Source organism: Tsuneonella sp. HG094 (assembly GCF_053819285.1).
Window position 1 is genome coordinate 353,997 of sequence record NZ_JBSORA010000001.1, and the last position, 22,354, is coordinate 376,350.

Genomic DNA, 22,354 nt, shown 5'->3' on the forward strand with positions numbered 1-22,354 from the left:
ATCTATCCTCCATCCGCCTTGGTGGTGCGCAGCTTCGGCTTGTGATCGAGCGCGCCGTCGCGCTTGATCCGCTCGCGGAATTCGTCGCGCTTCTCGTGGATCGAGGCGATCACCGGCCCCATCGGCACCCCGAGATCGACCAGCACCGCTTCCGATAGCTGGAGCGAGCTTTCCAGCGTTTCGGGCACTGCATGGCTCGCGCCCGCGCGATAGAGCGCGGCGGCGTGATTGAGGTCGCGGGCGCGCGCGATGATCGGCAGTTCGGGATAGGTCTTGCGCAGCTTGGTGACGAGGCGCTGGGCGAGCACCGGCTCGTCCATCGTCAGGATCACGGCGGGGGCGCGGTCGATGCCGAGCCGGTCGAGCGTATTGCCGCGTGCCGCGTCGCCGAACACCGCACGATAGCCACGCCTGCGGGCGCGCTGGATGAGGTCGCTGTCGCTGTCGATCGCAACGTACGGGATGCCGTGGACGGTCAGCATGTCGGAAACGAGACGCCCCACGCGGCCAGCGCCGACGACGATCGCGCGCGCTTCGCCAAGGTCGTCCTCCATGTCGGGCAGCGGCTCGACCCGGCGGGCGACGACCTGCCCCAGCCGCGCCAGTAGCGGCGTGACGGTGAGGCCGATAGCGGTGACGATCTGCCAGAACTGCGCGGTCTCGCGGTCGATCAGCAGCGCGGCGGTGGCGGCGGACAGCACGATCAGCGTTGTCTCGCTGGGGGAGGCCATCAGCACGCCGGTCTCGGCAGCGGTCCCGCGCCGTGCTCCCATCATCCGCAGGAGCAGCCCGGTGACGAGCGCCTTCAACGCCAGCACGCCGACGACTGCGAGCGCGATGAGGCCGAGGTCGGCCCAGATCTTGGCGAGATCCACCCCCATGCCGACGGTGATCAGGAATATTCCGAGCGCGAGGCCCTTGAAGGGCTCGATGATCCCTTCGACTTCGCCGTGGTACTCGGTTTCGGCGATGAGCAGCCCCGCGATGAGCGCGCCGACGATCGGCGAGAGGCCGACTGCCGCGGTCGCCAGGCTTGCGCCGATGACAACCAGCAGGCTCGCGGCGAGGAACAGTTCGGGGCTCTTGGTGCGCGCGGCCTGTGCGAACAGGCGCGGCAGGGCAAGCCGCCCGGCGACAAGCAGAACGCCCACCACCAGCAGCCCCTGCCAAATCGTGCGCACCATGCCTTCCCAGCCATCGGCCTGCGCATAAGGCGCCAGCGCGCCGAGGACGAAAATGATCGGGACGATGGCGATGTCCTCGAACAGCAGCATCGCCAACGCTGCGCGGCCCACCGGGCTCGTGGTGCCGGAGATCGGCAGCACGATCGCGGTTGACGACAGCGCGAGCGCGAAACCCAGCGCGAGAGCGGCGGTGAATGCCTCGCCCACAGCCGCCAGCACCAGCGCCAGCAGCGCGCCGATCAGCAGAAGCTCCAGCGCGCCTAGCCCGAAAACGAGTCGGCGCATGGTCCACAGCCGGTTGAACGAGAGCTCGAGCCCGATCGTGAACAGCAGCAGGACGATGCCGAATTCGGCGAACGGCTCCAGCGCCTCGGGGTCGGTGATCGTCATGTGGTAGAGCCACGGCGCTTGCGGCACGAGCCGCCCGAGCCCGAACGGACCGACGAGGATTCCGATCAGGATGAACCCGATGACCGGAGTGATGCGAAACCGGTGGAACACCGGGATCACGATGCCCGCCGCGCCGAGGATGACGAGCGCATCCGACAGCATCGAGGATGGCTCCATGCCCTCGGTCATTGCTGTCGGCCTGTCCGGCGGAAGAAAGGGTGGGAGCGTATCATCACCCTCCTGCTACCCCGAACCGGCGGCTGTAGGAAAATCAAATGTCGCACTGCGGCACAATCGGCTAACCTGACGGCGATGAAACCCGACGTCATCGTGGTGGGCGGCGGCCCTGCGGGCATGATGGCGGCGCTGCTATTCGCGCGCACCGGGGTGCCCGTGCTGGTGCTGGAGAAGCACGCCGACTTCTTCCGCGATTTCCGCGGCGACACGGTTCATCCCTCGACGATGCAGATCCTGTCCGAGCTCGGCCTGCTCGAGAAATTCCTCGCGCGCCCGCATAACCGGATCGAGCGCGCCGAGGTGAGCTGGAATGGCCGGCTGATGACCGTGGGCGACCTGACGCACCTCGCCATGCCCGCGCCGTTCATCGCGATGATGCCGCAGTGGGATTTCCTCGATTTCGTGCGCGACGAGGCAGCCAGGTATCCCGCTTTCACGCTGCGGATGGAGGCGCCGGTCGCCTCGTTCATCGATGAAGGGGGGCGCATCGCGGGTGTCCGCTTGGCGAGCGGCGAGGAATTGCGCGCGCGGCGGCTGGTCCTCGCCTGCGATGGTCGCGATTCGATCGCCCGCAAGGTGCTCCCGGTCGAAACGCTCGGCGCGCCGATCGACGTTTTCTGGTTCGCGGTGCCCAAGAGGGACGCCGACACCGCGCTGCGCGGCAGCGTCGTCGGCAACCGGCTGATCGTGATGATCGACCGCGGCGACTACTGGCAGTGCGCGTTCGTGATCGCCAAGGGCGGGGCGGCTGCCATCAAGGCACGCGGCATCGCGGCGTTCCGCGACGAGATCGCCGCTGCCGCGCCCGACCTGCCCGACCTCGCCGGTGCGCTGCCCGATTGGGATTCGGTCCACCTGCTGTCGGTCTCGCTCGACCGGCTGAGCGAATGGTCGCGGCCCGGCCTGCTCGCGATCGGCGACGCGGCGCACGCGATGAGCCCGGTGGGCGGCATCGGCATCAACCTCGCCATCCAGGACGCGGTGGCGACCGCGAACCTGCTCGCCCGTCCGTTGGCCAGCGGCGGCGCGGCGGATCCGCTGTTGCCCTACGTCGAGAAGCGGAGGCTTTTGCCGACCCGGCTGATCCAGTCTGCCCAGCGCACGGTGCACGAGACGCTGCTGGCGCGCGTGTTCGCGGACACCGGCCTGCCGTCCGAGCCGCCGCCGGTCATGCGCCTGCTTAACCGCTTCCCCTTGCTTCGCCGAATTCCCGGCTACTTCATCGGCCACGGCATCCGCCAGGAACACGTCCGCTCGCCCGACGCGGCACGCGGATTCTAGCTTAGCCGCCGCCGGGACCGTGCGGGCCGCCGAGGGGTTCGCGGCGAGGGCGGGGTTTGGCGGGATGCTTGCCGTCTTCGTCCCATTCGATGCGGTAGAGATCGAAGCGGCGATCGGCGAGGTTGCGCACGGTGCCTTCCGCCCGCGCCCAGCTGAGGTCGGCGAGGTTGACGTCGCTGATCGTCAGCGTCTCGACATTCTCGGTCGCCTCGGCGGCGATGCCGTCGCGCGCGAAGGGGAAGTCGCACGGCGTCAGGATGCAACTCTGCGCGTACTGGATGTCCATGTTGCCGACGTTGGGCAGGTTGCCGACGTTGCCGCTCAACACCACGAAGCACTGGTTCTCGATAGCGCGGGCCTGCGCGCAGTAGCGGACGCGCAGATAGCCCTGCCGGCTATCGGTGCAGAACGGCACGAAGATGATCCGCGCGCCCTCGTCGGCCAGACGGCGCGAAAGCTCGGGAAATTCGCTGTCGTAGCAGATCTGCACCCCGATCGGGCCGCAGTCGGTCTGGATGACGTCGATCCTGTCGCCGCCCTTGATGTTCCACCAGTACCGCTCGTTCGGGGTGGGATGGATCTTCTCCTGCTCGTGGATCGATCCGTCGCGCAGGCAGACGTAGGCGACGTTGTGGATGTCGCCGTCGTCCATCATCGTCGGGTGGCTGCCGGCGATGATGTTGATGTTGAAGCGCATCGCCATGTCGGAAATGTCGGCCTTCAGCGCGGGGGTGTATTCCGACAGGCGCTCGATCGCCTCGACCGGCGACAGCTCTTTTTCCTCGAAGCTCAGCAGCATCAGCGTGAAGAGTTCGGGGAAGAGGATGAAGTCCGCCTCGTAGTCGCTGGCGACGTCGACGAAATAGCGGACGGTGGAAAGGAACTCGTCGTAATCCTTCACTGCGCGCGCCTGGAGCTGGCAGGTGGCGACACGGACCGATTCGACCCCGCGCGGCAGGCGCTTCTTCACCGGCTGGTCACGCTCGACGTAAGGGTTGCGCCAGACCATCATCACGGCGTTCGCCTCGGACGCCTTGTCCTCCGGCAGGTAGCCCTCGATCACCTTTTCCGGCTCGAACCCGTTGGCGAGCTGGAAGCGCAGCACGGGATCGTGCAGCTTTCCGGCGAGCACCTGATCGAGGTAGTCCTGCGGCCCCTTCACCTTGCGCTTGGCGCGGCGGTAGCCCGGCATCCGTCCGGCAAAGACGATGCCGGTCAGGTCGCGCTCTTCCGCAAGCGCGCGCCGCTCTTCGTACAGGCGGCGGCCGATGCGAACGCCGCGCACCTTGGGATCGACGCACATCTCGTAGCCGTAGAGCCAGTCACCGGTGGGATCGTGCCGGCTGCCGAAACCGTTGCCAGTGATCTCGTCCCAGTCGTGGTCCTGGAACGCCAGCGCTTCGCCCACCTGCATGGTCGCGCAGTAACCAACGACCACCTCGTCGAGCAGCGCGACGAAGCACCCGTCGCGGAAGTTGTTGATCTGGCCGCGGATCTCGCCGTGGGTGTAGGCGGGCAGGTCGTCGTAGACACGGCGCACGAGCGCCGCGATGCCGGGAATGTCCTTGGCCCGCGCGTTGCGGATCTCGAGCCGCTTCTGGCCGAACCGTTCCTTGCGGGCGGCGCTGCTGGGTCGCTTCTTCGGCTTCGCGGCGATGGCCATGGTGGTCCTGTCCGATCTCGATACGAAAGGACCGGGTTCCGCCTCAGCCGAACCCGGTCCGAAATGTCACATGGTCAGGGTAATGACCGAAGCGCGGGATGGTTTCACGCCCAGGCGGCCATTTCCTTTTCGAGGTTGTCGACGATCGCCTCGAAGAACTGCTCGGTGGTCATCCAGGCCTGTTCGGGACCGATGAGCAGCGCGAGGTCCTTGGTCATCTTGCCGCTTTCGACCGTCTCGATACAGATACGCTCCAGCGTCTCGGCGAACTTGACCACGTCGGGCGTGTTGTCGAACTTGCCGCGATAGCTGAGGCCGCGGGTCCACGCGAAGATGCTGGCGATCGGGTTGGTCGAGGTCGCCTTGCCCTGCTGGTGCTGGCGGTAGTGGCGGGTAACGGTGCCGTGCGCCGCTTCGGCCTCTACCGTCTTGCCGTCGGGCGTGAGGAGGACCGAGGTCATCAGGCCGAGCGAGCCGAAGCCCTGCGCCACCTGGTCCGACTGCACGTCGCCGTCGTAGTTCTTGCACGCCCACACGAACTTGCCCGACCACTTGAGCGCCGAGGCGACCATGTCGTCGATCAGGCGGTGTTCGTAGACGATGCCCGCGGCCTTGAACTTCTCGGCAAAGCCCTCGCTGTCGAACACTTCCTGGAACAGGTCCTTGAAGCGCCCGTCGTAGGCCTTGAGGATCGTGTTCTTGGTGCTGAGGTACACCGGCCAGCCGAGGTTGAGGCCGTAGTTGAAGCTGGCACGCGCGAAGTCGCGGATCGAATCGTCGAGGTTGTACATCGCCATCGCGACGCCGCCCGCGGGGAAGTTGAACACCTCGCGGTCGATCACCTGGCCGTCCTCTCCCTCGAAGATCAGCCGCAGCTTGCCCGGGCCCGGCACGACCATGTCGGTCGCGCGGTATTGGTCGCCGAAGGCGTGGCGGCCGACGACGATCGGGTCGGTCCAGCCGGGGATCAGACGCGGCACGTTCTGGATCACGATCGGCTCGCGGAAGATCGTGCCGCCGAGGATGTTGCGGATCGTCCCGTTGGGGCTCTTCCACATCGCCTTGAGCTTGAACTCCTCGACCCGCGCCTCGTCGGGCGTGATCGTCGCGCACTTCACCGCGACGCCGTACTTCTTGGTGGCTTCGGCCGAATCGATGGTGATCTGGTCGTCGGTCTCGTCGCGCTTCTCGACCGAGAGGTCGTAGTACTTGAGGTCGATGTCGAGGTAGGGGAGGATCAGCCGCTCGCGGATCCATTGCCAGATGATGCGGGTCATCTCGTCGCCGTCCATCTCGACGACGGGGTTCGCTACCTTGATCTTTGCCATTTCGATCCTGCTGCTGCCTGAAGGGGAGTTCGGGCGCGCTTTAGCAGGGCGGGGCAGGGGTGCAAGGGTTGCCCAAAACGCAAAAGGCGCCGCTTGCGCGACGCCTTTTGTATCTCGGCTGGATGGTGGGCGTAGCAAGGATTGAACTTGCGACCCCTACGATGTCAACATAGTGCTCTACCACTGAGCTATACGCCCACACCATCGAGCAGGCGGCCCTCTAGCGAGCGGGCCGCGGGCTGGCAAGGGGGGTCAGAGCCGGGCCGCCGCGTCCGCGTGAAACATCCGGTCCACTTCCATCACCAGGTCCTTGAGATGGAACGGCTTCGACAGCACCTTGGCGCGCGGCTGCTCCCGGCTCGCCTTCAGCGAAACCGCCGCGAATCCGGTGATGAACATCACTTTGGTGGCGGGACTCACTTCGCTGCAACGCTGGGCGAGTTCGATCCCGTCCATTTCGGGCATGACGATGTCCGACAGCAGCAGGTCGAAATGCGCCGATTCGAGATGCGGCACGGCCTCGGTCCCGCGATCGACCGCGACGACCTCGTAACCGGCGTTTTCGAGCGCGCGGGCGAGATAGGTGCGCATCGCCTCCTCGTCTTCGGCGAGGAGGATGCGGATCTTGGGCAACTCGTTCATGCTGCGCTCCTTAGCGCATCGAGCTTAAGAAATCTTTCCCGAGATAGAGGGCGACCGGCTTTGACACGGGCGCTTCGATGGTTACTCATCGGGTCATGGACCAAGGGGCGATCACCGGCATCACGGGCGGGACGATCCCGGGTTCGGACGCGCCCGCGTTCACCTTTCGCTGCCCTGCGGGGGCGCCGCTGCCGGTGCTGATCGCCGCGCCGCACGGCGGTCGGGCCTATCCCCAGGCGCTTGCTACCCGGATGCGAGATCCGCATTACGCCGCGCTGCGGCTGGAAGATCGGCACGTCGATGCGATGGCCGACCAGGTCGCCGCGCTGACGGGTGCGACGCTGATCGCCGCGCACGCACCGCGCGCCATGCTCGATCTCAACCGCGCGCCCGACGACATGGACTGGACGATGGTGGCCGATGGAGCGCCCGTTCCAGCGCGGCACTCGGCGGCTAATCGGCGGGCGCGCAGCGGCTTGGGCCTCGTCCCCCGGCGCCTCCCCGGCCTCGGCGAAATCTGGAAGGGCCGGATGACCCGCGCCGAACTCGACGCGCGCATCGCCGGGGTGCACGTGCCGTACCACCAGGCGCTCGGCACCGCGCTGGAGGACCTGCGCGACCGCTGGGGCGCGGTCCTCCTTATAGACCTCCATTCGATGCCCCCGCTGCGCGCGCGCCATGCGGGCGAGCGACCGGGTGAATTCGTGGTCGGCGATCGCTTCGGTGCGAGCTGCGACCGGCGACTGGTGACCACGGTGATCGGCTGGCTCGAACGCCACGACCGCGCGGTGCTCCACAACCGGCCCTATGCCGGGGGTTATGTGCTCGATCGCCACGCTGCACCCGCGCGCGGTATCCATGCGCTCCAGATCGAGGTCTGCCGCTCGAGCTACCTGGACGCTCGCCTCGCCGAACCGAGCGGCCGCTTCGGCGGAATGGTCCGCACGCTCGCCGGACTGGTGCGGGCGCTGGCGGGCGAAGTCGCCGACATGGGCGGGGCCAGGCTGCCGCTGGCGGCGGAGTAGGCGCTGCCCGATTGGGCGGGGTGGCCGGTTGGGGCGGGTTGCGAATGCGAGCGAATGCCTGACTTGAGCGTAGAAACTGTGCGCTAGCTCGAACCAAGTCTCGCAGCTCGCCTTCGTGCTAATCTCGTCTTTTCAACTGGGAGATTCACTATGAAGAAAATCGCTCACGGCACCTTTGCTGCTGCAGTTGTCTGTGCAGCCGTAACCATCGCAAGTCCTGTTCGCGCCGACGACTGCTTGCTTGATCGCAACGACAATGGCTCTGCCGATCAAACGACCGACAACGATGCGGCCGCCAGTTCGGGCAATCAGGACAGCGCACTTGCATGTGGTGCAAGCGCCGTTGCAGAGAGCGATGCGGTAGCGCTGGGCGCCTCCGCAATTGCCTATGGCGATGCGACGGCCGTTGGCGGCTCGTCAAGGGCGATCAACAACGCAGCCACCGCAATCGGAAGACGGTCGCTGGCTTCCGGCGACGAAGCTGCAGCTCTGGGTTTTGTGTCGCAAGCCACCGGCGACTTTAGCGCCGCACTCGGACCACGCAGCGTTGCAGCGGGGGCTGCGTCGGTTGCTAGTGGCTACCTGAGCACGGCAACACGGAACTTCGGAATCGCGGTTGGCTACGCCTCTCGTGCCGAAGGCGAATCCTCGATAGCGATTGGGGTCGATGGTCCCGACGTCAACGTGATCGGCGCGAACGCGCGCAGTCAGTTCGCCACTGCAATTGGGGCTGATTCGCGAGCTTTCGAGGTCCGTTCGCTTGCTCTTGGCGCTGAAGCTCTTGCGGCAGGCTCGAGCTCGACGGGAATCGGCGACCACGCTTCGGCAGAGGGCAACGATTCCATTGCCATTGGTTCATATTCGGGCGCAACCTACCAAGCGACTGCAGTTGGCAAGTTCGCAACTGCTCAGGGCCAGCGATCAACGTCGCTAGGGTACAACACGACGGCCGGCGGTACGCGCAGCCTAGCACTCGGCAATGGATCCAGCGCGAGTGGCGCTGATGCTTTAGCGGCCGGCTCCACGGCTGTGGCTTCGTTTGAGAATTCCGTTGCGGTTGGCACTTCGGCCAAAGCTTCGAATTTTTCCGCCATTGCGGTCGGCGTGAACAGCCTGGCCAGCGGTGCCAGCAGCTCCGCGATCGGCAACAGCGCGAGGGCGGCGGGCATCATATCGGTCGCCATGGGAACAACAGCGAATGCGGCCGGAGAGAACTCCATCGCGTTGGGCTCCAACACAACTGCGGGAGCGCAAAGCTCACTGGCGGTGGGATATCGCGCCGTCGCGAACCAGACCTCGTCGACGTCGATTGGCCCTGATGCCCTGAGTGCTGGCGAGTTCGGGACAGCGGTCGGCAGCGGGTCTACCGTAGGAGGCAGCCGAGGTACCGCGGTCGGAGACAAGGCATATGCGGTCGACGGCGCTACAGCCGTCGGCAGTGCGGCTTCTGCGCTGGACACGGGAACTCTTGCGCTGGGATTTTCCGCGCAAACCACCCAGGACTACGCGATCGCCATTGGCGCCTTCGCCAGCTCCCCCGGCGTACGCGGACTGGCGATCGGGTACCAAGCGAGCGCTGTCGGTGTCGCCGTTGCTGTCGGCTCCGACGCAGCGGCGTCAGGCGCACAGGCAATCGCTGTGGGACTGAACTCGCAGGCCTCCGGACAAAGCGCCATCGCTATTGGCAGCCGTACTGTTGCGTCGGGGTCGAACTCGCTCGCAGTAGGGGTGGGATCGAGCGCCTCAAACTTGGCAGTCGGTGTCGGCACGAACGCGAGCGCTGGCGGCGCACAATCGGTCGCCATCGGGTTGAACGCCAATGCCAGCGCTACGGATGCCTCCGCCCTGGGGACCGGCTCGACCGCCGCTTTTAGCGGCTCGACGGCGATTGGAGCGAACGCAGTCACGACGGCCGTGAACCAGGTTTCTCTCGGGGCCGCGGGAACCTCGGTCCGTGTGGGCGACATCGCCGCCTCGACCGCGGCACAGCAAGGACCCGTGAACGTGGTCACCGTCGATGCGAACGGCACACTAGGTCGCCAGGCGACTGCTTCGGCTCAGTCGGTCGCAGCCGTGCGTTCGCAGATGGAACTCATCGCAGCGGTCAGCGACAGCCAATTCTCGGCGCTTCAGAGCGAAGTCAACACGCTGTTCGACCTGCGCCAGCATGACCGAAAGGATTTCAAGCAAGGTATCGCGGCGGTAGCGGCCATGGCCCAACCACACTTTCCTTCCGAGGCAGGGAAGACCAGCTATGCTTCCAACGTCGCGGTGTTTCGCGGCGAGGTTGGCGTGTCGGCCGGGGTAGCTCACCGGTTCGAAGGCGACTTTGCCTTTACCGCTGGAGCCACCTTCGCGGGCGGAAAGAACACTGCTGTGAGAGCGGGCATCGCCGGCGAGTTCTGAACGCACAAGGGGGTGGGTGATCCGCCAGCCCTCTTGCGCAGAGTGTCCGCATCGGGGTCGCTAGCCGACGGTCCGCTTTCGCCCAGTCCCAATAGAAGCAACCGTGCGCCCCTGCCTACTCCCCCAACTGCCTAATAAAAAACCACCTCGTGCATTGCACGAGGTGGCCAAGGTTCAGGGAGGAGGTGCACCGAAATGCACCAGCCCGATCCGGCCATGAGGGAAGCGCGAACCGGGTAGAGCCAAGGTAGGCTCGATTGAAACCGCTTTCAACCCCCGTCCGGTCCTCCGGACGGGGCGTTTCGTCGCGGTTTGTCGCAGGGCGTCAGTTGACGGCGGCGGGGGTCGGCGCGGGCATCTTGCCCTGCGCGACCTGGCGGCCGAAGATCACCCGCATCCGGTCGAGCGAAAAGAGGTGGGCGTAGAGCAGCGGCAGCAGGCCGTTGGTATTCCACTCCTTCAGCGTCTCGGGCGACAGATCGCGGACCTTGGCTTCGTCGACCATGCGGAAACCGCGATAGACGAACGGCTGGTCCGGCTTGTCGTTCTGGGTGATCGCGATTTCGCCGTCGATCAGCAGTTCGTGCTTGTTGAGTTCGTCGACGAACGCCTGGGTCTTGGCCCCGGCCTGTTCGAACTGCTCGCAGAACGCCAGCGCGTTTTGGGTTGGCGCGCCCGGCTCGCCCGCGTCGGTGAAAAGCGCGTCGCCTTCCTTGAATGCGCCGATCGCCTCGCATGTCGGGTCGAAGCAGAGCGACAGCTCCTCTGCGTCCGGCGTCAGGCGGGCGAGCATGAAGGGATAGCGGCGCGCGTACGCGGGGAGGTAGAATTCCTCGGTCGGCTTGCCATCGTCGCCGATGAAGGTGTTCACGCCCTCGTTGAGGCCCATCAGCGCCAGCGGCACCGGCTGGTCGCCCGAGCTGAACACGATCGGGAAATCGCGCTGTGCGTGGATGAATTCCTCGACCGTCAACGGCACGGCGTGCTGGCCCTTGAGCCAGTCGATCGAATCGAGCGCCTTCGTCCGCCACTTGGCATGGTCGCGGCTGTTGAGCGGCATGAGGTCGTTGTAGAACAGGGGCAGGGTGGGCTGCGGCGCGCTGGCCATGGCTCTCTCCGGGTGAGATGGATGTCGGATCGCACGGCGACCGGGGCCGCGCGCGGAAGCGGGCGCTTTAGTTGGTGGTCACGGCTGGTGCAAGCGGCACGAGCTTGCCGGGGTTGAGGATGCCTGCGGGATCGAGCGCGTGCTTCACGCTGCGCATCATCGCCAGCGCCACCGGGTCACCCACCCGGGCGAGCGTGTCGCGCTTCAGCTGGCCGATCCCGTGTTCCGCGCTGATCGATCCGCCCCATTCGGTGACGAGGGCGTAGACCTGCTCGCTGATCGCCTTGCCGTCGCCCTGCTGCCACGTAGCGGCGTCGGCACCAGCGGGTGCGATGACATGGAAATGGACGTTGCCGTCGCCAAGGTGGCCGAAAGCGACCGCGCGAGTGCCGGGCCAGGCGGCCTCGACCGCCGGGATCGCCGCGCCCACGAAAGCGGGCATCCGCTCGACCGCGACCGAGATGTCGTGCTGCACTGCCGGTCCCTTTGCGCGCTCGGCGGCGGCGATCTCGTCGCGGATCTGCCAGAACGCCTCGGCCTGCGCCTCGTTCGCGGCGATCACCGCGTCGGCGATCAGCCCCGCCTCGAAGGCGCTGGTGAGCACCTGTTCGGCGAGCGGACCGAGCGCGTCGGCGGCGGCCTTGTCGGCCGCGACCATCTCGATCAGCGCGTGCCAAGGATGCGGGGCCGAGAGCGGCGCGCGGGTGCCAGGCACATGGGCAATCACGTTCTCGAGTGTATCCTGGGTCATCACCTCGAACCCCTCGAGCGCGCTACCGGCGGCGTTCTCGACGTGCAGCAACAGGGCACGCGCCTTCTCCAGCGAAGCGACCCCGGCCCACAGCACCCGCCGCTCGGCGATCGCAGGCGCGAGGGCGAGCGTGGCGGCGGTAACGATGCCGAGCGTCCCTTCGGAGCCGATCAGCACCTGCTTGAGGTCGAACCCCCGGTTATCCTTCTTGAGCGGGGTGAGTGCGGAGAACACGCTGCCGTCCGCCAGCACCGCCTCGATCCCCAGCACCTGCGCGCGCATCGATCCGTGGCGCAGGACCTGCGTGCCGCCCGCGTTGGTCGAGATCAACCCGCCGACCGTCGCCGACCCCTTTCCGCCAAGCGTGAGAGGGAAGCGCAGGCCCTCTTCCGCGGCGATGTCGTGGAGGGTCTGGAGAACGAGGCCCGCCTCGCAAGTGATCTGCCGGGCTTGGGCGTCGAGTGCGCGCACCGCGGTCATTCGCCGAAGCGACAGCAGCAGCGCGGTGCCTGAAGTGTCGGGCGTCGCGCCGCCGCACATCCCGCTGTTGCCGCCCTGCGGCACGATCGGCACGCCGTAGCGGGCGCAGAGCTTTACGAGCGTGGCGACCTCTTCGGTCGAAGCGGGGGAGGCGAGCGCCAGCGCCTTGCCCGTGAACCGTCCGCGCCAGTCCGTCAGCCACGGGCTTACGATATCGGCGTCCTGCGTCAGCCCGCGCGCCCCAACAAGGGCGGCGGCCTCGGCAAGGAATTGGGTGCGGTCTTCGGTCACGGTCCCGCTATGGCACGCGAGGAACGGGGGACGCCAGAGCGAGCAAGGTTTCGCTGGCGGATTAAGCCGCTATTCAACCGGATGCGCTATCCGCGCTGCCTACTGTTTCACCATGCATCCATCGCTATTCCTCCTCGCGCCGCTTGCGCTGCTCGTCCCGGCAATCGGCGGGGACGCTGGCGTGCCGGTGGCGCCGACCGCGCAGGCGCCAGCGCCCGATGCGCAGCTCCTGCCCCAGCCCGCCCAGCCCGCGGTCGCCGCGAGCGCGGCGGACGTCGATTCATTCGTCGCGGCCGACATGGTGCCGATCGTCAACCAGGTGCGAATCGAGCAGCGGGTGACGATCAAGATTGCCCCGCGCGATCCTTCGATCCGCCCGTCGATGCTGGCCGAGATGGGGCCACGCATGGCCGCCACGAAGCTGGAGGAGCGCAGGATGGGCAAGTGCGTGCCGGTGTCCGGCATCGCCGCAGTCCAGGCCGACGCGGGCAGGCTGCTGCTGTTCATGCGCGACCAGCGGCTGGTGGCTGCCAGCCTCGAAAAAGCGTGCAGGGCGCGCGACTTCTACTCCGGTTTCTACCTCGAGCGGACCGGCGACGGCCTGCTCTGCGTAGAGCGCGACAAACTCCATTCGCGCGCCGGGGCGAGCTGCGAACTCAGCAAGCTGCGCCAGCTCGTCGCAACCGACGACTGAATACGCCGAAAATCTTGACTTTTTCCCGCGCTACGCGCAGGGGCGCGCGCGGAACGTGGCGGGTGCTCCATCCGTATACGCACCGGGCGCTCGCCGCCAATTGATCCGGACATTTACCTGCATGACATTTGCCGACCTCGGCCTCTCTCCCGAATTGCTCAAGGCGGTCGAAGCGGCCGGCTATTCCGAACCGACGCCGATCCAGGCGCAGGCGATCCCGCCGGTCCTGATGATGAAGGACATCATCGGCATCGCCCAGACGGGCACGGGCAAGACCGCCAGCTTCGTTCTGCCGATGATCGACATCATGGCGAGCGGCCGCCGCCGCGCGCTGATGCCGCGCAGCCTGATCCTCGAACCGACGCGCGAACTCGCCGCACAGGTAGCCGAAAACTTCGAGAAGTACGGCAAGAACCACGACCTGAAGATGGCGCTGCTGATCGGCGGCGTACAGATGGGCGACCAGTTGAAGGCGCTCAACGAAGGCGTCGATATCCTGATTGCGACGCCGGGCCGGCTGATGGACCTGTTCGAGCGCGGCAAGATCATGCTGACGGGCTGCGAACTGCTGGTGATCGACGAGGCCGACCGCATGCTCGACATGGGGTTCATCCCCGACATCGAGTTCATCTGCTCCAAGCTGCCGACGACGCGCCAGACGATGCTGTTCTCGGCCACGATGCCCAAGCCGATCGAGAACCTCGCCAAGAAGTTCCTTTCGAATCCCAAGCGGATCGAGGTCAGCCGCGCGGCGTCGACCAACCAGAACATCACCGCGTTCAAGGTGAAGGTGAAGTCCCGCGACAAGCGCGACACGCTGCGCTGGTTCCTCAACAACGACCTCGTCGAGACCGCGATCATCTTCGCCAACCGCAAGACGACCGTGCGCGAGGTCAACAAGAGCCTGCAGCGCCACGGCTTCCGCTCGAGCGAGATTCATGGCGACATGGATCAGTCGAGCCGGATCAAGGAACTCGACCGGTTCAAGAACGGCGAAGTCAACATCCTCGTCGCCTCCGACGTCGCGGCCCGCGGGCTCGACATCAAGGGCGTGAGCCATGTGTTCAACTTCGACACGCCGTGGCACCCCGACGATTACGTCCACCGCATCGGCCGCACCGGCCGTGCGGGTGCCAAGGGCCGCGCGTTCACCTTCGTCTCGGAAGAAGACGCCGAGGCGATCGACAACGTCGAGAAGCTGACCGGTGCTCCCGTTCCGGTATTCGGCAAGAGCGACGTGCGTGTCGAGATCCGGGCGCCCGAGCCGGCCCCAGAGCGCGAGTCAGAGGCTGACGCGGAAGAACGTCGCCCCCGCCGCGAGCGGTCCGAGCGTCCGGAACGCGAAGAACGTCAGCGCCGCGAACGCGAGCCCCGCGAGGATCGGCCCCGCCGCGACGAGCGTCCTCGCGACGATCGTTCCGGCGAAGAGCGCCCGCGCCGCGATGACCGTCCCCGCCGCGAAGCACGCGACGACGGGGCCGCGATGAAGCCCGGTGAATGGAACGGCCCGGTGCCTTCGTTCCTCGACGTCGGATTCGGCTGACCGCGCAACCAATCGCCGCGTCCCCGCGTTGAGCGGAGGCGATGTATGGCGACCACGACCCGGGCAATCGCCGGCGACTGACGGCGGCAGCGGCGACGCTGGCTGTCCATGGCGTCATCGCCGTAGGCCTGCTCTGGGGCTTGACGGTGCGCGGGGGAGAGAGCGAGGGCGATCCACCGCTCGCGGTCACCACGGTCCGCATCGACGAGCCGCCCCCCCCTCCGCCTCCTGAACCCGAAACGCCATCCGCGGCGCCAGAGGAGGAGGCCGCGCCCGAAGCCGCGAAAAGCGAGGCGCTGCCCAGGGAAGCGCCGCCCGTCGCCATTCCGCTCGCCCCGACACCCGCCGCGACGGTCGCAGGATCGGGATCTGACGCCAGCCAGGGTGCCGGCGAGCGCGGATACGGCCAGGGCGCTGGCGGCGAGGGGAGCGGCACCGGTGGCGGCGGGACCGGCAAGGGTAGCCAGGCTCGCCGTATCGCCGGAGCGTTACGTGACAGCGACTATCCGCGCGAGGCCGAAGCGCAGCGGCTGGCGGGAACGGTGGCCATTGCGTTTCGCGTGCGCACGGACGGCCGGGTCGATCGGTGCTCGGTCGTACGATCAAGCGGCCACGCGCTGCTCGACGACCTGACCTGCCGCCTGTTCACAGAACGCTATCGCTTTGCGCCTGCCACCGACATGCGCGGACAGGTAATCGATTCGACGCTGCAAACCACTTTCACCTGGAGCACGCGCCGCCGTTGAGGCGGCGCGGGATCAGCCGCCGTACTGCACCGCGCTGTCGCGCCCGTACACGTCCTCACGGAAGGCGATGCTGCCGGTCGCGGTGGGCGTCGCGGTGAGGTAGGTGATGTAGACGGGAACCAGCGTGGGCAGGTCGATCCGCTGTTCGGGCGTGTTGCCCGCCTTGGCGATCGAGCGACCCATCAGCCAGCGGCCCAGCCGGTCGGCATCTTCCAGCCGGACGCAGCCATTCGAGAACTGGCGGTCTTCCTTCTTCAGCAGCGCCCGCTCGGGCGTATCGTGAAGGTAGATGCCCTGGGCGTTGGGGAATTCGTACTTGACCTTGCCCATGAAGTTGGTCCCGCCCGGCTTCTGGCGAACGTGCGGCGGGGTAGCCCCTTGCGACACTGCCTTCCAGTCGACCGCCGTCGGCGCGAGCAGCGTGGCGTCCTTGTCGTATCCCGACAGCACCTCATAGCCGTTGGCCTTGAGGAACTTGGTCCCGCCTTTGAGCACCTTCGGCGCGATGCTGGTCTGAACGAGGTCCGCGGGCACGTTCCAGTAAGGGTTCACGATGGCGTAGCGGATGAACCCCGCCATCACCGGCGTTGCCGACTCCGGCTTGCCGACGACGACCTTCATCGTGTCGACGACCTTGCCGTTCTCGTACATCCACAGGCGCGCGCTCGCGGCATCGACCAGCACGTAGCGATCGGCCGGCGTGTTTGGGAGCGCGCGCACGCGGTCCATGTTTTCCCATATGATCCGGCGGCGATCGGGATCGAACGAATGGCTGTCCATCGCATCGCGCAAGGGCGCATAGAACGGATGCATCCAGCCCATTTCGGCCACGTATGTTGCGAGCGAGGGCGCGGCGGCTGCGGCGGTCAGCGCGGCTTCCTGCGACGGAACCACCGGCGCGAGCGCGCGGCTCTCGTAGATCATGCTGGCGCGCGGAGCGACCCGCATGGCCTGCACATAGGTCGTGAACAGTTGCGACAGGCCGATGTCGGCCCGCGCGATCGCTTCGGGGTTGCCGCTCATCGCGCGGTCGAGGTCGCGGCGAACGGTCCGGGTGCGCAGCCTTTTCACGACCCTGGGGTCGAGCGCGTCGAACTGCGCGGTGTCGAGTCTCTTGAGCAAGCGGTCGACGGCCGGATTGACCATGCCGTTCGAGCCGATCCACAGCGGGCGGTTGCCGCGCTGGGAGTAGAATTTGGAGAGGCCGTCTGCGCGCTCCGCGATTTCGCCGCGCACAGCGCTTTCGCCATAGGGAGTGGCAAAGGCCGCAGTGGGTGCGCCGAAGGCTATCAGCGCACCCATGCTGGCGACGAGCATCGCCCGGTTGGTCTTCATCAGAACGGTCCGTGCGATGCTCGTCATCGTGGGATCAGCCCCGCTCGCCGGTGTAGGCGACGTTGCTGGTCGGCTGCACCGTCGGCGAGCCTTCGTAGTACTGGCCTTCGCGGACATAACCGTCGACACAGCCGTCGTTGTTGGCGTCGGCCCAGATCGCGCCGCCGAGGCCGCCCACGGCTGCACCGATCGCCGCGCCTTCGAGCACGCCGAGGCCGCCGATCAGGGCGCCCGCACCGGCACCGACCGCCGCACCGGCGACGCCGGTCTTGAGTGCGGTGCTGCCCACGCTCGGGCAGCTGCGCGTCGTGGTGGTGGCCGAAGCGTTCTGGTACCCGGTCGGAGCACCCTCGTAGTACTGGCCTTCGTACACGTAACCGTCCGCACGACCGTCACGGTCGCGGTCGGACCACACGGCACCGGCCAGGCCACCCACGGCCGCGCCGATCACGGCACCGGTCAGCAGGTCGCCGCCCGCGATCGCGGCAACGCCCGCGCCGCCGGCCGCACCGATCGCCGCACCGGTTCCGGCGCTCGCGAGCGTGCTGTCGTTGTTGTATGAGGTACAGGCGCCCAGCGGGAGAGCCGCTGCGGCCAACAGGACGAATGCCTTTTTCATGGTATTTCCCTTCTCTTCAAAGCGAGGTCATCAAGCGTTCTGCGCGACGCAACGCCCTCTCGTCCCGCCCCTCAAACGCCGCCTTTCCAGAAGCGTTCCACGCGAAGATTTCAGCGGTGGCCGAGTCACTTAGGCGCGGACCCTGACATTTGTGGATTTGGCGGTGACTGACCGCCGGATTTGGCGAGCGGTCAGTTGACCCGTTCGAACCGCAGTTCGCGGCGTGCCGGATCGGCGGTCACGAGCCGCACGCGAATGTCGTCGCCGGTCGCGATGCGGTGGGCATCGACGCGGGCGATAACCGGATGTTCGGCGAGCTGAATCCGTGCGCCGCGATCGTCGCGCTCGGTGACCGTGGCGGCGAACAGCTCGCCCTCGCGGCCATGCAGCATCACCGTTTCGGCCAAGTCGAGCACTGCTCGCTCGATAGCCCCTTCGCGCGAATCGGCGGTGTCCATCGCCTTGCCCAGCCGCGCGAACAGGTCCGCGTCCCCGGCAGCGGGGGTGTGACCTTGCGCGAGAACCAGCGCGGTTTCGAGCACATAGCGATCGGCAAGCCGCCGCATCGGCGCGGTCGCGTGCGTATAGGTTGCGCCGAGCGCGGCGTGCCACGGCACCCGGCCGGGGGTGAAGGGCACGTAGCGCGCGGGACCGGTCGCCCGGCGCACCGCGAGCGCAAAGGCCGAGCCGGCGCGCGTGCGCGGATCGACCGTACGGTTGAACTGGGCGAAGGTGGCATTGGCGGGCCATGTCAGGCCGAGTGCCTTCGCGGTCATCCGCAGGCGATCGAGCGCACGGTCGTCCGGCGGCGGCATCTCGCGGAACATTCCGGTGCCCGCCGCCAGCAGTGCATGGGCGATTGCGATGTTGGCTGCCAGCGACAGTGCGGAGTTGGCGACTTCCGACGGACGCCACGGGCGGACATGAAGCGAGTAGGTCCCGGCTTCGTCGCGCTCCAGCTCCTGGTCGGGCGGGCTGGCGGTCGCGGCGCCGCGCGCATCCTCCGCGCGCTGCATCCGCGCGGCGAACTCGGCAAGCAGCGGCACGTCGGCAGGCTCGGTGGTCTCGTAGGCGAGCTTCGCGCGGCTGTGGACCAGCGCGCGGGTCATCCCGTCGAGCTTGACGCCGCCGTCGGGTGCGCAGCGTACTGTCGCCACGATCGCCGGGCGCGGACCGTCGGGCAGCAGGCTCGCGGCATCCTCGCTGAGTACAGCGGGATAGAGCCGCGCGCGCCCGTCGGGCAGGTAGAGCGTCAGGCCCCGTCGCCATGCCTCAGTCTCCATCGCGCTGTCCCGCGCGACGAACCAGCCGATGTCGGCAAGGGCATAATGCAGGATCAGGTCGCTGCCCGCCTCCTCGAGCAGGAACGCCTGGTCGAGATCGGTCGACGTCGCCGGGTCGAGCGTGGCAAAGGCGCGTTCGGTCCAGTCGGCATGTTCGGTCGGCACGCGGTTCTTCGCCGCTTCCGCCTCGGCCAGCACTTCGGGGGAAAAATCCTCGGGGACCGAGAACTGCCGACGGATCGCCGCGAGCCCGGTGCCAAGCAATCCGTTCGGGTCGGCGATCGCCTTCAAGCGAGACTCACGAAGCTGTCGATGACGCGCTTGCGGCCCGCCTGCTCGAACTCGATCTCCAGCTTGTTGCCTTCCTGGTCCATCACTTCGCCATACCCGAACTTGTCGTGAAACACGCGGCACCCGACAGCAATGTCGGCGCGCGGCTTGGCGGCAAAGCTGGCGGCGCTGCGGGTGCTTTCCTTCACGCGCGCGGGGGCGGGGTCGTAGCCTGTGGTGAGCGCCCTCTGCCAGCCGGGACCGCGGGTGAGTGTGCGTGCGGGCTGCGCGCGGGCGAGGTGCGCGAAAGGATCGTCGTGCTCGCTCATCTGCGCGCGCCACAGCGATGCGCCGCCGGTGAGCGTGGTTTCCTCGGTGATGTGATCCTTGGGCAGTTCGCCGACGAACCGGCTGGGGATGCTGCTCGTCCACTGGCCGTAGATGCGGCGGTTGGCGGCGTGGATGATCGTGCACCGCCGCCGCGCGCGGGTGATCGCGACGTAGGCGAGCCGGCGTTCCTCCTCGAGACTGGCGAGCCCGCCTTCGTCCAGCGCGCGCTGCGAAGGGAACACGCCTTCCTCCCAGCCGGGCAGGAACAGATGGTCGAACTCGAGGCCTTTCGCCGCGTGGATGGTCATGATGGTTACCTTCTCGCCGTCGTCCGCGCGGTCGTTGTCCATCACCAGCGCGACGTGCTCGAGGAAGTCGCCGAGCGTGTCGTATTCCTCCATCGCCCGCGCGAGTTCGGACAGATTGTCCGCGCGGCCCGCACTTTCGGCGGTTTTGTCGGCCTTGAGCATCGCTTCGTAGCCGCTCTCGGCGAGCACGAGACGCAGCAGTTCGGCGGGCGCGGTGGTCGCGCTGAGATCGCGCCAGTGGAGAAACTGCCCCATCATCGAAGCGATCGTCCCGCGCGCCCGTGGCGGCAACTCGTCGGTATCGGCGAGCTGGAGGGACGCGGCGGCGAGCGGCAGTCCGGTTGCGCGGGCGTGACGATGCATCAACTCGAGCGTCTTGGCGCCGAGGCCGCGCTTGGGCTGGTTGTAGATGCGTTCGAACGCGAGATCGTCGGCCGGCTGCGCAATGACCCGCAGGTAGGCGAGCGCATCGCGGATTTCGGCGCGCTCGTAAAAGCGGAAACCGCCAACGATGCGGTAGTTCATGCCGATCTGGATGAAGCGGTCTTCGAACTCGCGGGTCTGGTACTGCGCGCGCACGAGAATTGCGACCTGGTCGAGGCCCGCGCCTTCGCGTTCCAGCCGCTCGATCTCCTCGCCCACGCGGCGCGCTTCCTCGGGGCCGTCCCATACGCCGATGACGCGGACCTTCTCGCCTGCGGGCACTTCGGTCCACAGCGTCTTGCCGAGGCGTTCGCTATTGGCATTGATGAGGCCGCTGGCAGCGGCGAGAATGTGCGGGGTGGAGCGGTAGTTCTGCTCCAGCTTGATCACCGCCGCGCCGGGGAAGTCCTTTTCGAACTTCAGGATGTTGGCGACCTCGGCCCCGCGCCACGAATATATCGACTGGTCGTCGTCGCCCACCACGCAGATGTTCTTGCGCTCCTGCGCCAGCAGGCGGAGCCACAGGTACTGGACCTGGTTGGTGTCTTGATACTCGTCGACGAGGATGTACTTGAAGCGCTGCTGGTACATCGACAGCACCTCGCGGTCCTTGCGGAACACGTTGAGCATGTGGAGCAACAGGTCGCCGAAGTCGCAGGCGTTGAGCGCCTTCAGCCTCTCCTGGTATTTACCGTAGAACTCCTGCCCGCGCCCGTTGGCGTAGGCTTCGTTCTCCACCGCATCGAGGTCGCCCGGATTGAGCCCGCGGTTCTTCCAGCGGTCGAGCAGCCCGGCGAGCTGGCGCGCGGGCCAGCGCTTTTCGTCCAGCCCGCCCTCGACGATCATGCCCTTGAGGAGGCGCAGCTGGTCGTCGGTGTCGATGATAGTGTAGTTCGATTTTAGCCCGACCAGCTCGGCGTGGCGGCGCAGCATCTTCGCGCCGATGGAGTGGAACGTGCCGAGCCAAGGCATCCCTTCCACCGCCTCGCCGATGTGCCGGCCCACCCGCTCGCGCATCTCGCGCGCGGCCCTGTTGGTGAAGGTGACGCAGAGTATCTCGCTCGGCCAGGCGAGCCGCATTGCGACGAGATGGGCGAGGCGTGCGGTGAGCGCCGCGGTCTTGCCGGTGCCTGCGCCCGCCAGCATCAGCACCGGCCCCTCGGTCGTCAGGACGGCCTGTTGCTGCGGCTGGTTCAACCCTTGCGCATAAGCGGGCAGCGCACCTTGGTGGGCGGTCGCGGGAAGGGCGGTGTCGGAGCTCATGGACACGCGAACAGCTAGGGAACATCGCCAGTCGGCGCAAGGGCGGGTCGGAACCGCGTCCGACGACTGTGCGTATTGGACCGCGACGGAGAAGTTCGGAGAGTTCGCATGAAGAAGATTATCCTCGCCGGCGCTGCCGCGCTGGCGCTCGCCATTCCCGCCGCAGCCCAGGACGCCGTGGCCGTCGGTGCCAACGGCGATGTGTATGTGCTCACCAGCCCGCAGCAGGTAATCTACGATGCCTGGCCGGCCGAGCGGCAAACGATCTACACGGCGTGGCCCAACGACTACAAGGTCTACTACTGGACACTGACCGAGCCCCAGCAGAACGGCTGGTGGGCCCTTACCGACGACCAGCGCACCCGGCTGTATGCGATGACGCCGGAGCAGCGCGTGACCGCGTGGACCTCGATCGAAAGCCAGTTGGCAAGCATGCCGTCGGCGAATGCTTCTGCCACCGCGCAGGTCGCTACGACCGCCGCGGCTGCAAACGCCGTGGCTGGGCGCGAACCGCAGATGGTCAGCGGTGCCGTCACCCAGACGACGCCCGCCGCGCGCACCGGCGAATATCCGCTGTGCAGTGCGACCGTGACCGACGGCTGCATCAACCCGCGTGAAGCGGGCAAGAACTACGGCAACCGCCCGCTCAACTACTGGCCGGGCAAGCCCGCGAGCGAAATCCCAGGCCCCAAGCCGCAGAAGTAAGGAACCCGCCGTCAGGACGGCAGGAAAGAAGGGCGCCGCCCAGCCGGGT

The 22,354-nt window shown here is 67.1% G+C and carries 17 protein-coding genes and 1 tRNA gene; 7 read left to right on the forward strand and 11 right to left on the reverse strand.

Features of this window, described 5'->3' with window-relative positions; translation table 11 throughout:
• Positions 1-2: 2 nt before the first annotated feature.
• Positions 3-1,763, reverse strand: a complete 1,761-nt coding sequence (locus ACWPMX_RS01760) for a cation:proton antiporter domain-containing protein (protein ID WP_455698332.1) — start codon at positions 1,761-1,763, stop codon at positions 3-5.
• A 123-nt stretch (positions 1,764-1,886) separates the two neighbouring features.
• Here ACWPMX_RS01760 and ACWPMX_RS01765 point away from each other — a divergent pair, with 123 nt between their 5' ends.
• Positions 1,887-3,092 carry an FAD-dependent oxidoreductase gene (locus ACWPMX_RS01765; protein WP_455698333.1) on the forward strand — a complete coding sequence of 402 codons (1,206 nt, stop codon included), beginning with the start codon at positions 1,887-1,889 and terminating at the stop codon, positions 3,090-3,092.
• A 1-nt stretch (position 3,093) separates the two neighbouring features.
• Here the strand turns inward: ACWPMX_RS01765 and ACWPMX_RS01770 are convergent, their stop codons facing one another.
• The 4 genes from ACWPMX_RS01770 to cpdR all read right to left on the reverse strand — a co-directional run bounded on the left by ACWPMX_RS01770 (position 3,094) and on the right by cpdR (position 6,725).
• A complete protein-coding gene (locus ACWPMX_RS01770) occupies positions 3,094-4,755 on the reverse strand; it encodes a GNAT family N-acetyltransferase (RefSeq protein ID WP_455698334.1) in 1,662 nt (553 codons plus the stop codon).
• Between the two features lie 104 nt (positions 4,756-4,859).
• Positions 4,860-6,083, reverse strand: coding sequence for an NADP-dependent isocitrate dehydrogenase (locus ACWPMX_RS01775; RefSeq protein WP_455698335.1), 1,224 nt, complete (start codon positions 6,081-6,083; stop codon positions 4,860-4,862).
• A 123-nt stretch (positions 6,084-6,206) separates the two neighbouring features.
• A tRNA-Val gene (locus ACWPMX_RS01780) sits at positions 6,207-6,281 on the reverse strand.
• Positions 6,282-6,335: 54 nt separating this feature from the next.
• The gene (gene cpdR / locus ACWPMX_RS01785; RefSeq protein ID WP_455698336.1) at positions 6,336-6,725 is read right to left on the reverse strand and encodes a cell cycle two-component system response regulator CpdR; all 390 of its coding nucleotides are present in this window, start codon (positions 6,723-6,725) and stop codon (positions 6,336-6,338) included.
• Positions 6,726-6,802: 77 nt separating this feature from the next.
• Between cpdR and ACWPMX_RS01790 the strand changes: the two genes are divergently transcribed.
• Positions 6,803-7,750 (forward strand): N-formylglutamate amidohydrolase, encoded by a 948-nt coding sequence (locus tag ACWPMX_RS01790; RefSeq protein ID WP_455698337.1) that lies wholly within the window; start codon positions 6,803-6,805, stop codon positions 7,748-7,750.
• A gap of 150 nt (positions 7,751-7,900) precedes the next feature.
• The gene (locus tag ACWPMX_RS01795; RefSeq protein ID WP_455698338.1) at positions 7,901-10,156 is read left to right on the forward strand and encodes a hypothetical protein; all 2,256 of its coding nucleotides are present in this window, start codon (positions 7,901-7,903) and stop codon (positions 10,154-10,156) included.
• Between the two features lie 325 nt (positions 10,157-10,481).
• Here the strand turns inward: ACWPMX_RS01795 and ACWPMX_RS01800 are convergent, their stop codons facing one another.
• Together ACWPMX_RS01800 and ACWPMX_RS01805 are read right to left on the reverse strand one after the other, a co-directional pair.
• A complete protein-coding gene (locus ACWPMX_RS01800; RefSeq protein WP_455698339.1) occupies positions 10,482-11,264 on the reverse strand; it encodes a SapC family protein in 783 nt (260 codons plus the stop codon).
• A gap of 67 nt (positions 11,265-11,331) precedes the next feature.
• Positions 11,332-12,786, reverse strand: a complete 1,455-nt coding sequence (locus ACWPMX_RS01805) for an FAD-binding oxidoreductase (RefSeq protein WP_455698340.1) — start codon at positions 12,784-12,786, stop codon at positions 11,332-11,334.
• 112 nt (positions 12,787-12,898) lie between these two features.
• Here ACWPMX_RS01805 and ACWPMX_RS01810 point away from each other — a divergent pair, with 112 nt between their 5' ends.
• The 3 genes from ACWPMX_RS01810 to ACWPMX_RS01820 all read left to right on the forward strand — a co-directional run bounded on the left by ACWPMX_RS01810 (position 12,899) and on the right by ACWPMX_RS01820 (position 15,769).
• Entirely contained in the window at positions 12,899-13,480 is a 582-nt protein-coding gene (locus ACWPMX_RS01810; RefSeq protein WP_455698341.1) for a hypothetical protein, read from the forward strand.
• 121 nt (positions 13,481-13,601) lie between these two features.
• The gene (locus ACWPMX_RS01815) at positions 13,602-15,023 is read left to right on the forward strand and encodes a DEAD/DEAH box helicase (protein WP_455698342.1); all 1,422 of its coding nucleotides are present in this window, start codon (positions 13,602-13,604) and stop codon (positions 15,021-15,023) included.
• A gap of 41 nt (positions 15,024-15,064) precedes the next feature.
• A complete protein-coding gene (locus ACWPMX_RS01820; RefSeq protein ID WP_455698343.1) occupies positions 15,065-15,769 on the forward strand; it encodes an energy transducer TonB in 705 nt (234 codons plus the stop codon).
• Positions 15,770-15,781: 12 nt separating this feature from the next.
• Here the strand turns inward: ACWPMX_RS01820 and ACWPMX_RS01825 are convergent, their stop codons facing one another.
• The 4 genes from ACWPMX_RS01825 to ACWPMX_RS01840 form a co-directional block, all read right to left on the reverse strand.
• Complete coding sequence (locus ACWPMX_RS01825; protein WP_455698344.1) at positions 15,782-17,104, reverse strand: L,D-transpeptidase family protein; 1,323 nt, start codon at positions 17,102-17,104, stop codon at positions 15,782-15,784.
• A 34-nt stretch (positions 17,105-17,138) separates the two neighbouring features.
• Positions 17,139-17,723, reverse strand: a complete 585-nt coding sequence (locus ACWPMX_RS01830; RefSeq protein WP_455698345.1) for a hypothetical protein — start codon at positions 17,721-17,723, stop codon at positions 17,139-17,141.
• Between the two features lie 191 nt (positions 17,724-17,914).
• Positions 17,915-19,297, reverse strand: a complete 1,383-nt coding sequence (locus tag ACWPMX_RS01835; protein WP_455698346.1) for an RNB domain-containing ribonuclease — start codon at positions 19,295-19,297, stop codon at positions 17,915-17,917.
• Positions 19,294-21,600 carry an ATP-dependent helicase gene (locus tag ACWPMX_RS01840; protein ID WP_455698347.1) on the reverse strand — a complete coding sequence of 769 codons (2,307 nt, stop codon included), beginning with the start codon at positions 21,598-21,600 and terminating at the stop codon, positions 19,294-19,296. Before ACWPMX_RS01840 ends, ACWPMX_RS01835 begins: the two co-directional genes overlap by 4 nt.
• A gap of 108 nt (positions 21,601-21,708) precedes the next feature.
• On the opposite strand from ACWPMX_RS01840, the gene ACWPMX_RS01845 reads away from it, so the two are divergent.
• A complete protein-coding gene (locus ACWPMX_RS01845) occupies positions 21,709-22,305 on the forward strand; it encodes a hypothetical protein (protein WP_455698348.1) in 597 nt (198 codons plus the stop codon).
• The last annotated feature ends 49 nt before the right edge of the window (positions 22,306-22,354 follow it).

Excerpts from the sequence above, each read along its gene's own strand:
- ACWPMX_RS01800 (WP_455698339.1), bottom strand. The coding sequence starts at position 11,264 with ATGGCCAGCGCGCCGCAGCCCACCCTGCCCCTGTTCTACAACGACCTC.
- ACWPMX_RS01810 (WP_455698341.1), top strand. The coding sequence starts at position 12,899 with ATGCATCCATCGCTATTCCTCCTCGCGCCGCTTGCGCTGCTCGTCCCG.
- ACWPMX_RS01795 (WP_455698338.1), top strand. The coding sequence starts at position 7,901 with ATGAAGAAAATCGCTCACGGCACCTTTGCTGCTGCAGTTGTCTGTGCA.
- ACWPMX_RS01830 (WP_455698345.1), bottom strand. The coding sequence starts at position 17,723 with ATGAAAAAGGCATTCGTCCTGTTGGCCGCAGCGGCTCTCCCGCTGGGC.
- ACWPMX_RS01845 (WP_455698348.1), top strand. The coding sequence starts at position 21,709 with ATGAAGAAGATTATCCTCGCCGGCGCTGCCGCGCTGGCGCTCGCCATT.
- ACWPMX_RS01775 (WP_455698335.1), bottom strand. The coding sequence starts at position 6,083 with ATGGCAAAGATCAAGGTAGCGAACCCCGTCGTCGAGATGGACGGCGAC.
- ACWPMX_RS01760 (WP_455698332.1), bottom strand. The coding sequence starts at position 1,763 with ATGACCGAGGGCATGGAGCCATCCTCGATGCTGTCGGATGCGCTCGTC.
- cpdR (WP_455698336.1), bottom strand. The coding sequence starts at position 6,725 with ATGAACGAGTTGCCCAAGATCCGCATCCTCCTCGCCGAAGACGAGGAG.
- ACWPMX_RS01840 (WP_455698347.1), bottom strand. The coding sequence starts at position 21,600 with ATGAGCTCCGACACCGCCCTTCCCGCGACCGCCCACCAAGGTGCGCTG.
- ACWPMX_RS01765 (WP_455698333.1), top strand. The coding sequence starts at position 1,887 with ATGAAACCCGACGTCATCGTGGTGGGCGGCGGCCCTGCGGGCATGATG.
- ACWPMX_RS01825 (WP_455698344.1), bottom strand. The coding sequence starts at position 17,104 with ATGAAGACCAACCGGGCGATGCTCGTCGCCAGCATGGGTGCGCTGATA.
- ACWPMX_RS01770 (WP_455698334.1), bottom strand. The coding sequence starts at position 4,755 with ATGGCCATCGCCGCGAAGCCGAAGAAGCGACCCAGCAGCGCCGCCCGC.
- ACWPMX_RS01820 (WP_455698343.1), top strand. The coding sequence starts at position 15,065 with ATGTATGGCGACCACGACCCGGGCAATCGCCGGCGACTGACGGCGGCA.
- ACWPMX_RS01790 (WP_455698337.1), top strand. The coding sequence starts at position 6,803 with ATGGTTACTCATCGGGTCATGGACCAAGGGGCGATCACCGGCATCACG.
- ACWPMX_RS01815 (WP_455698342.1), top strand. The coding sequence starts at position 13,602 with ATGACATTTGCCGACCTCGGCCTCTCTCCCGAATTGCTCAAGGCGGTC.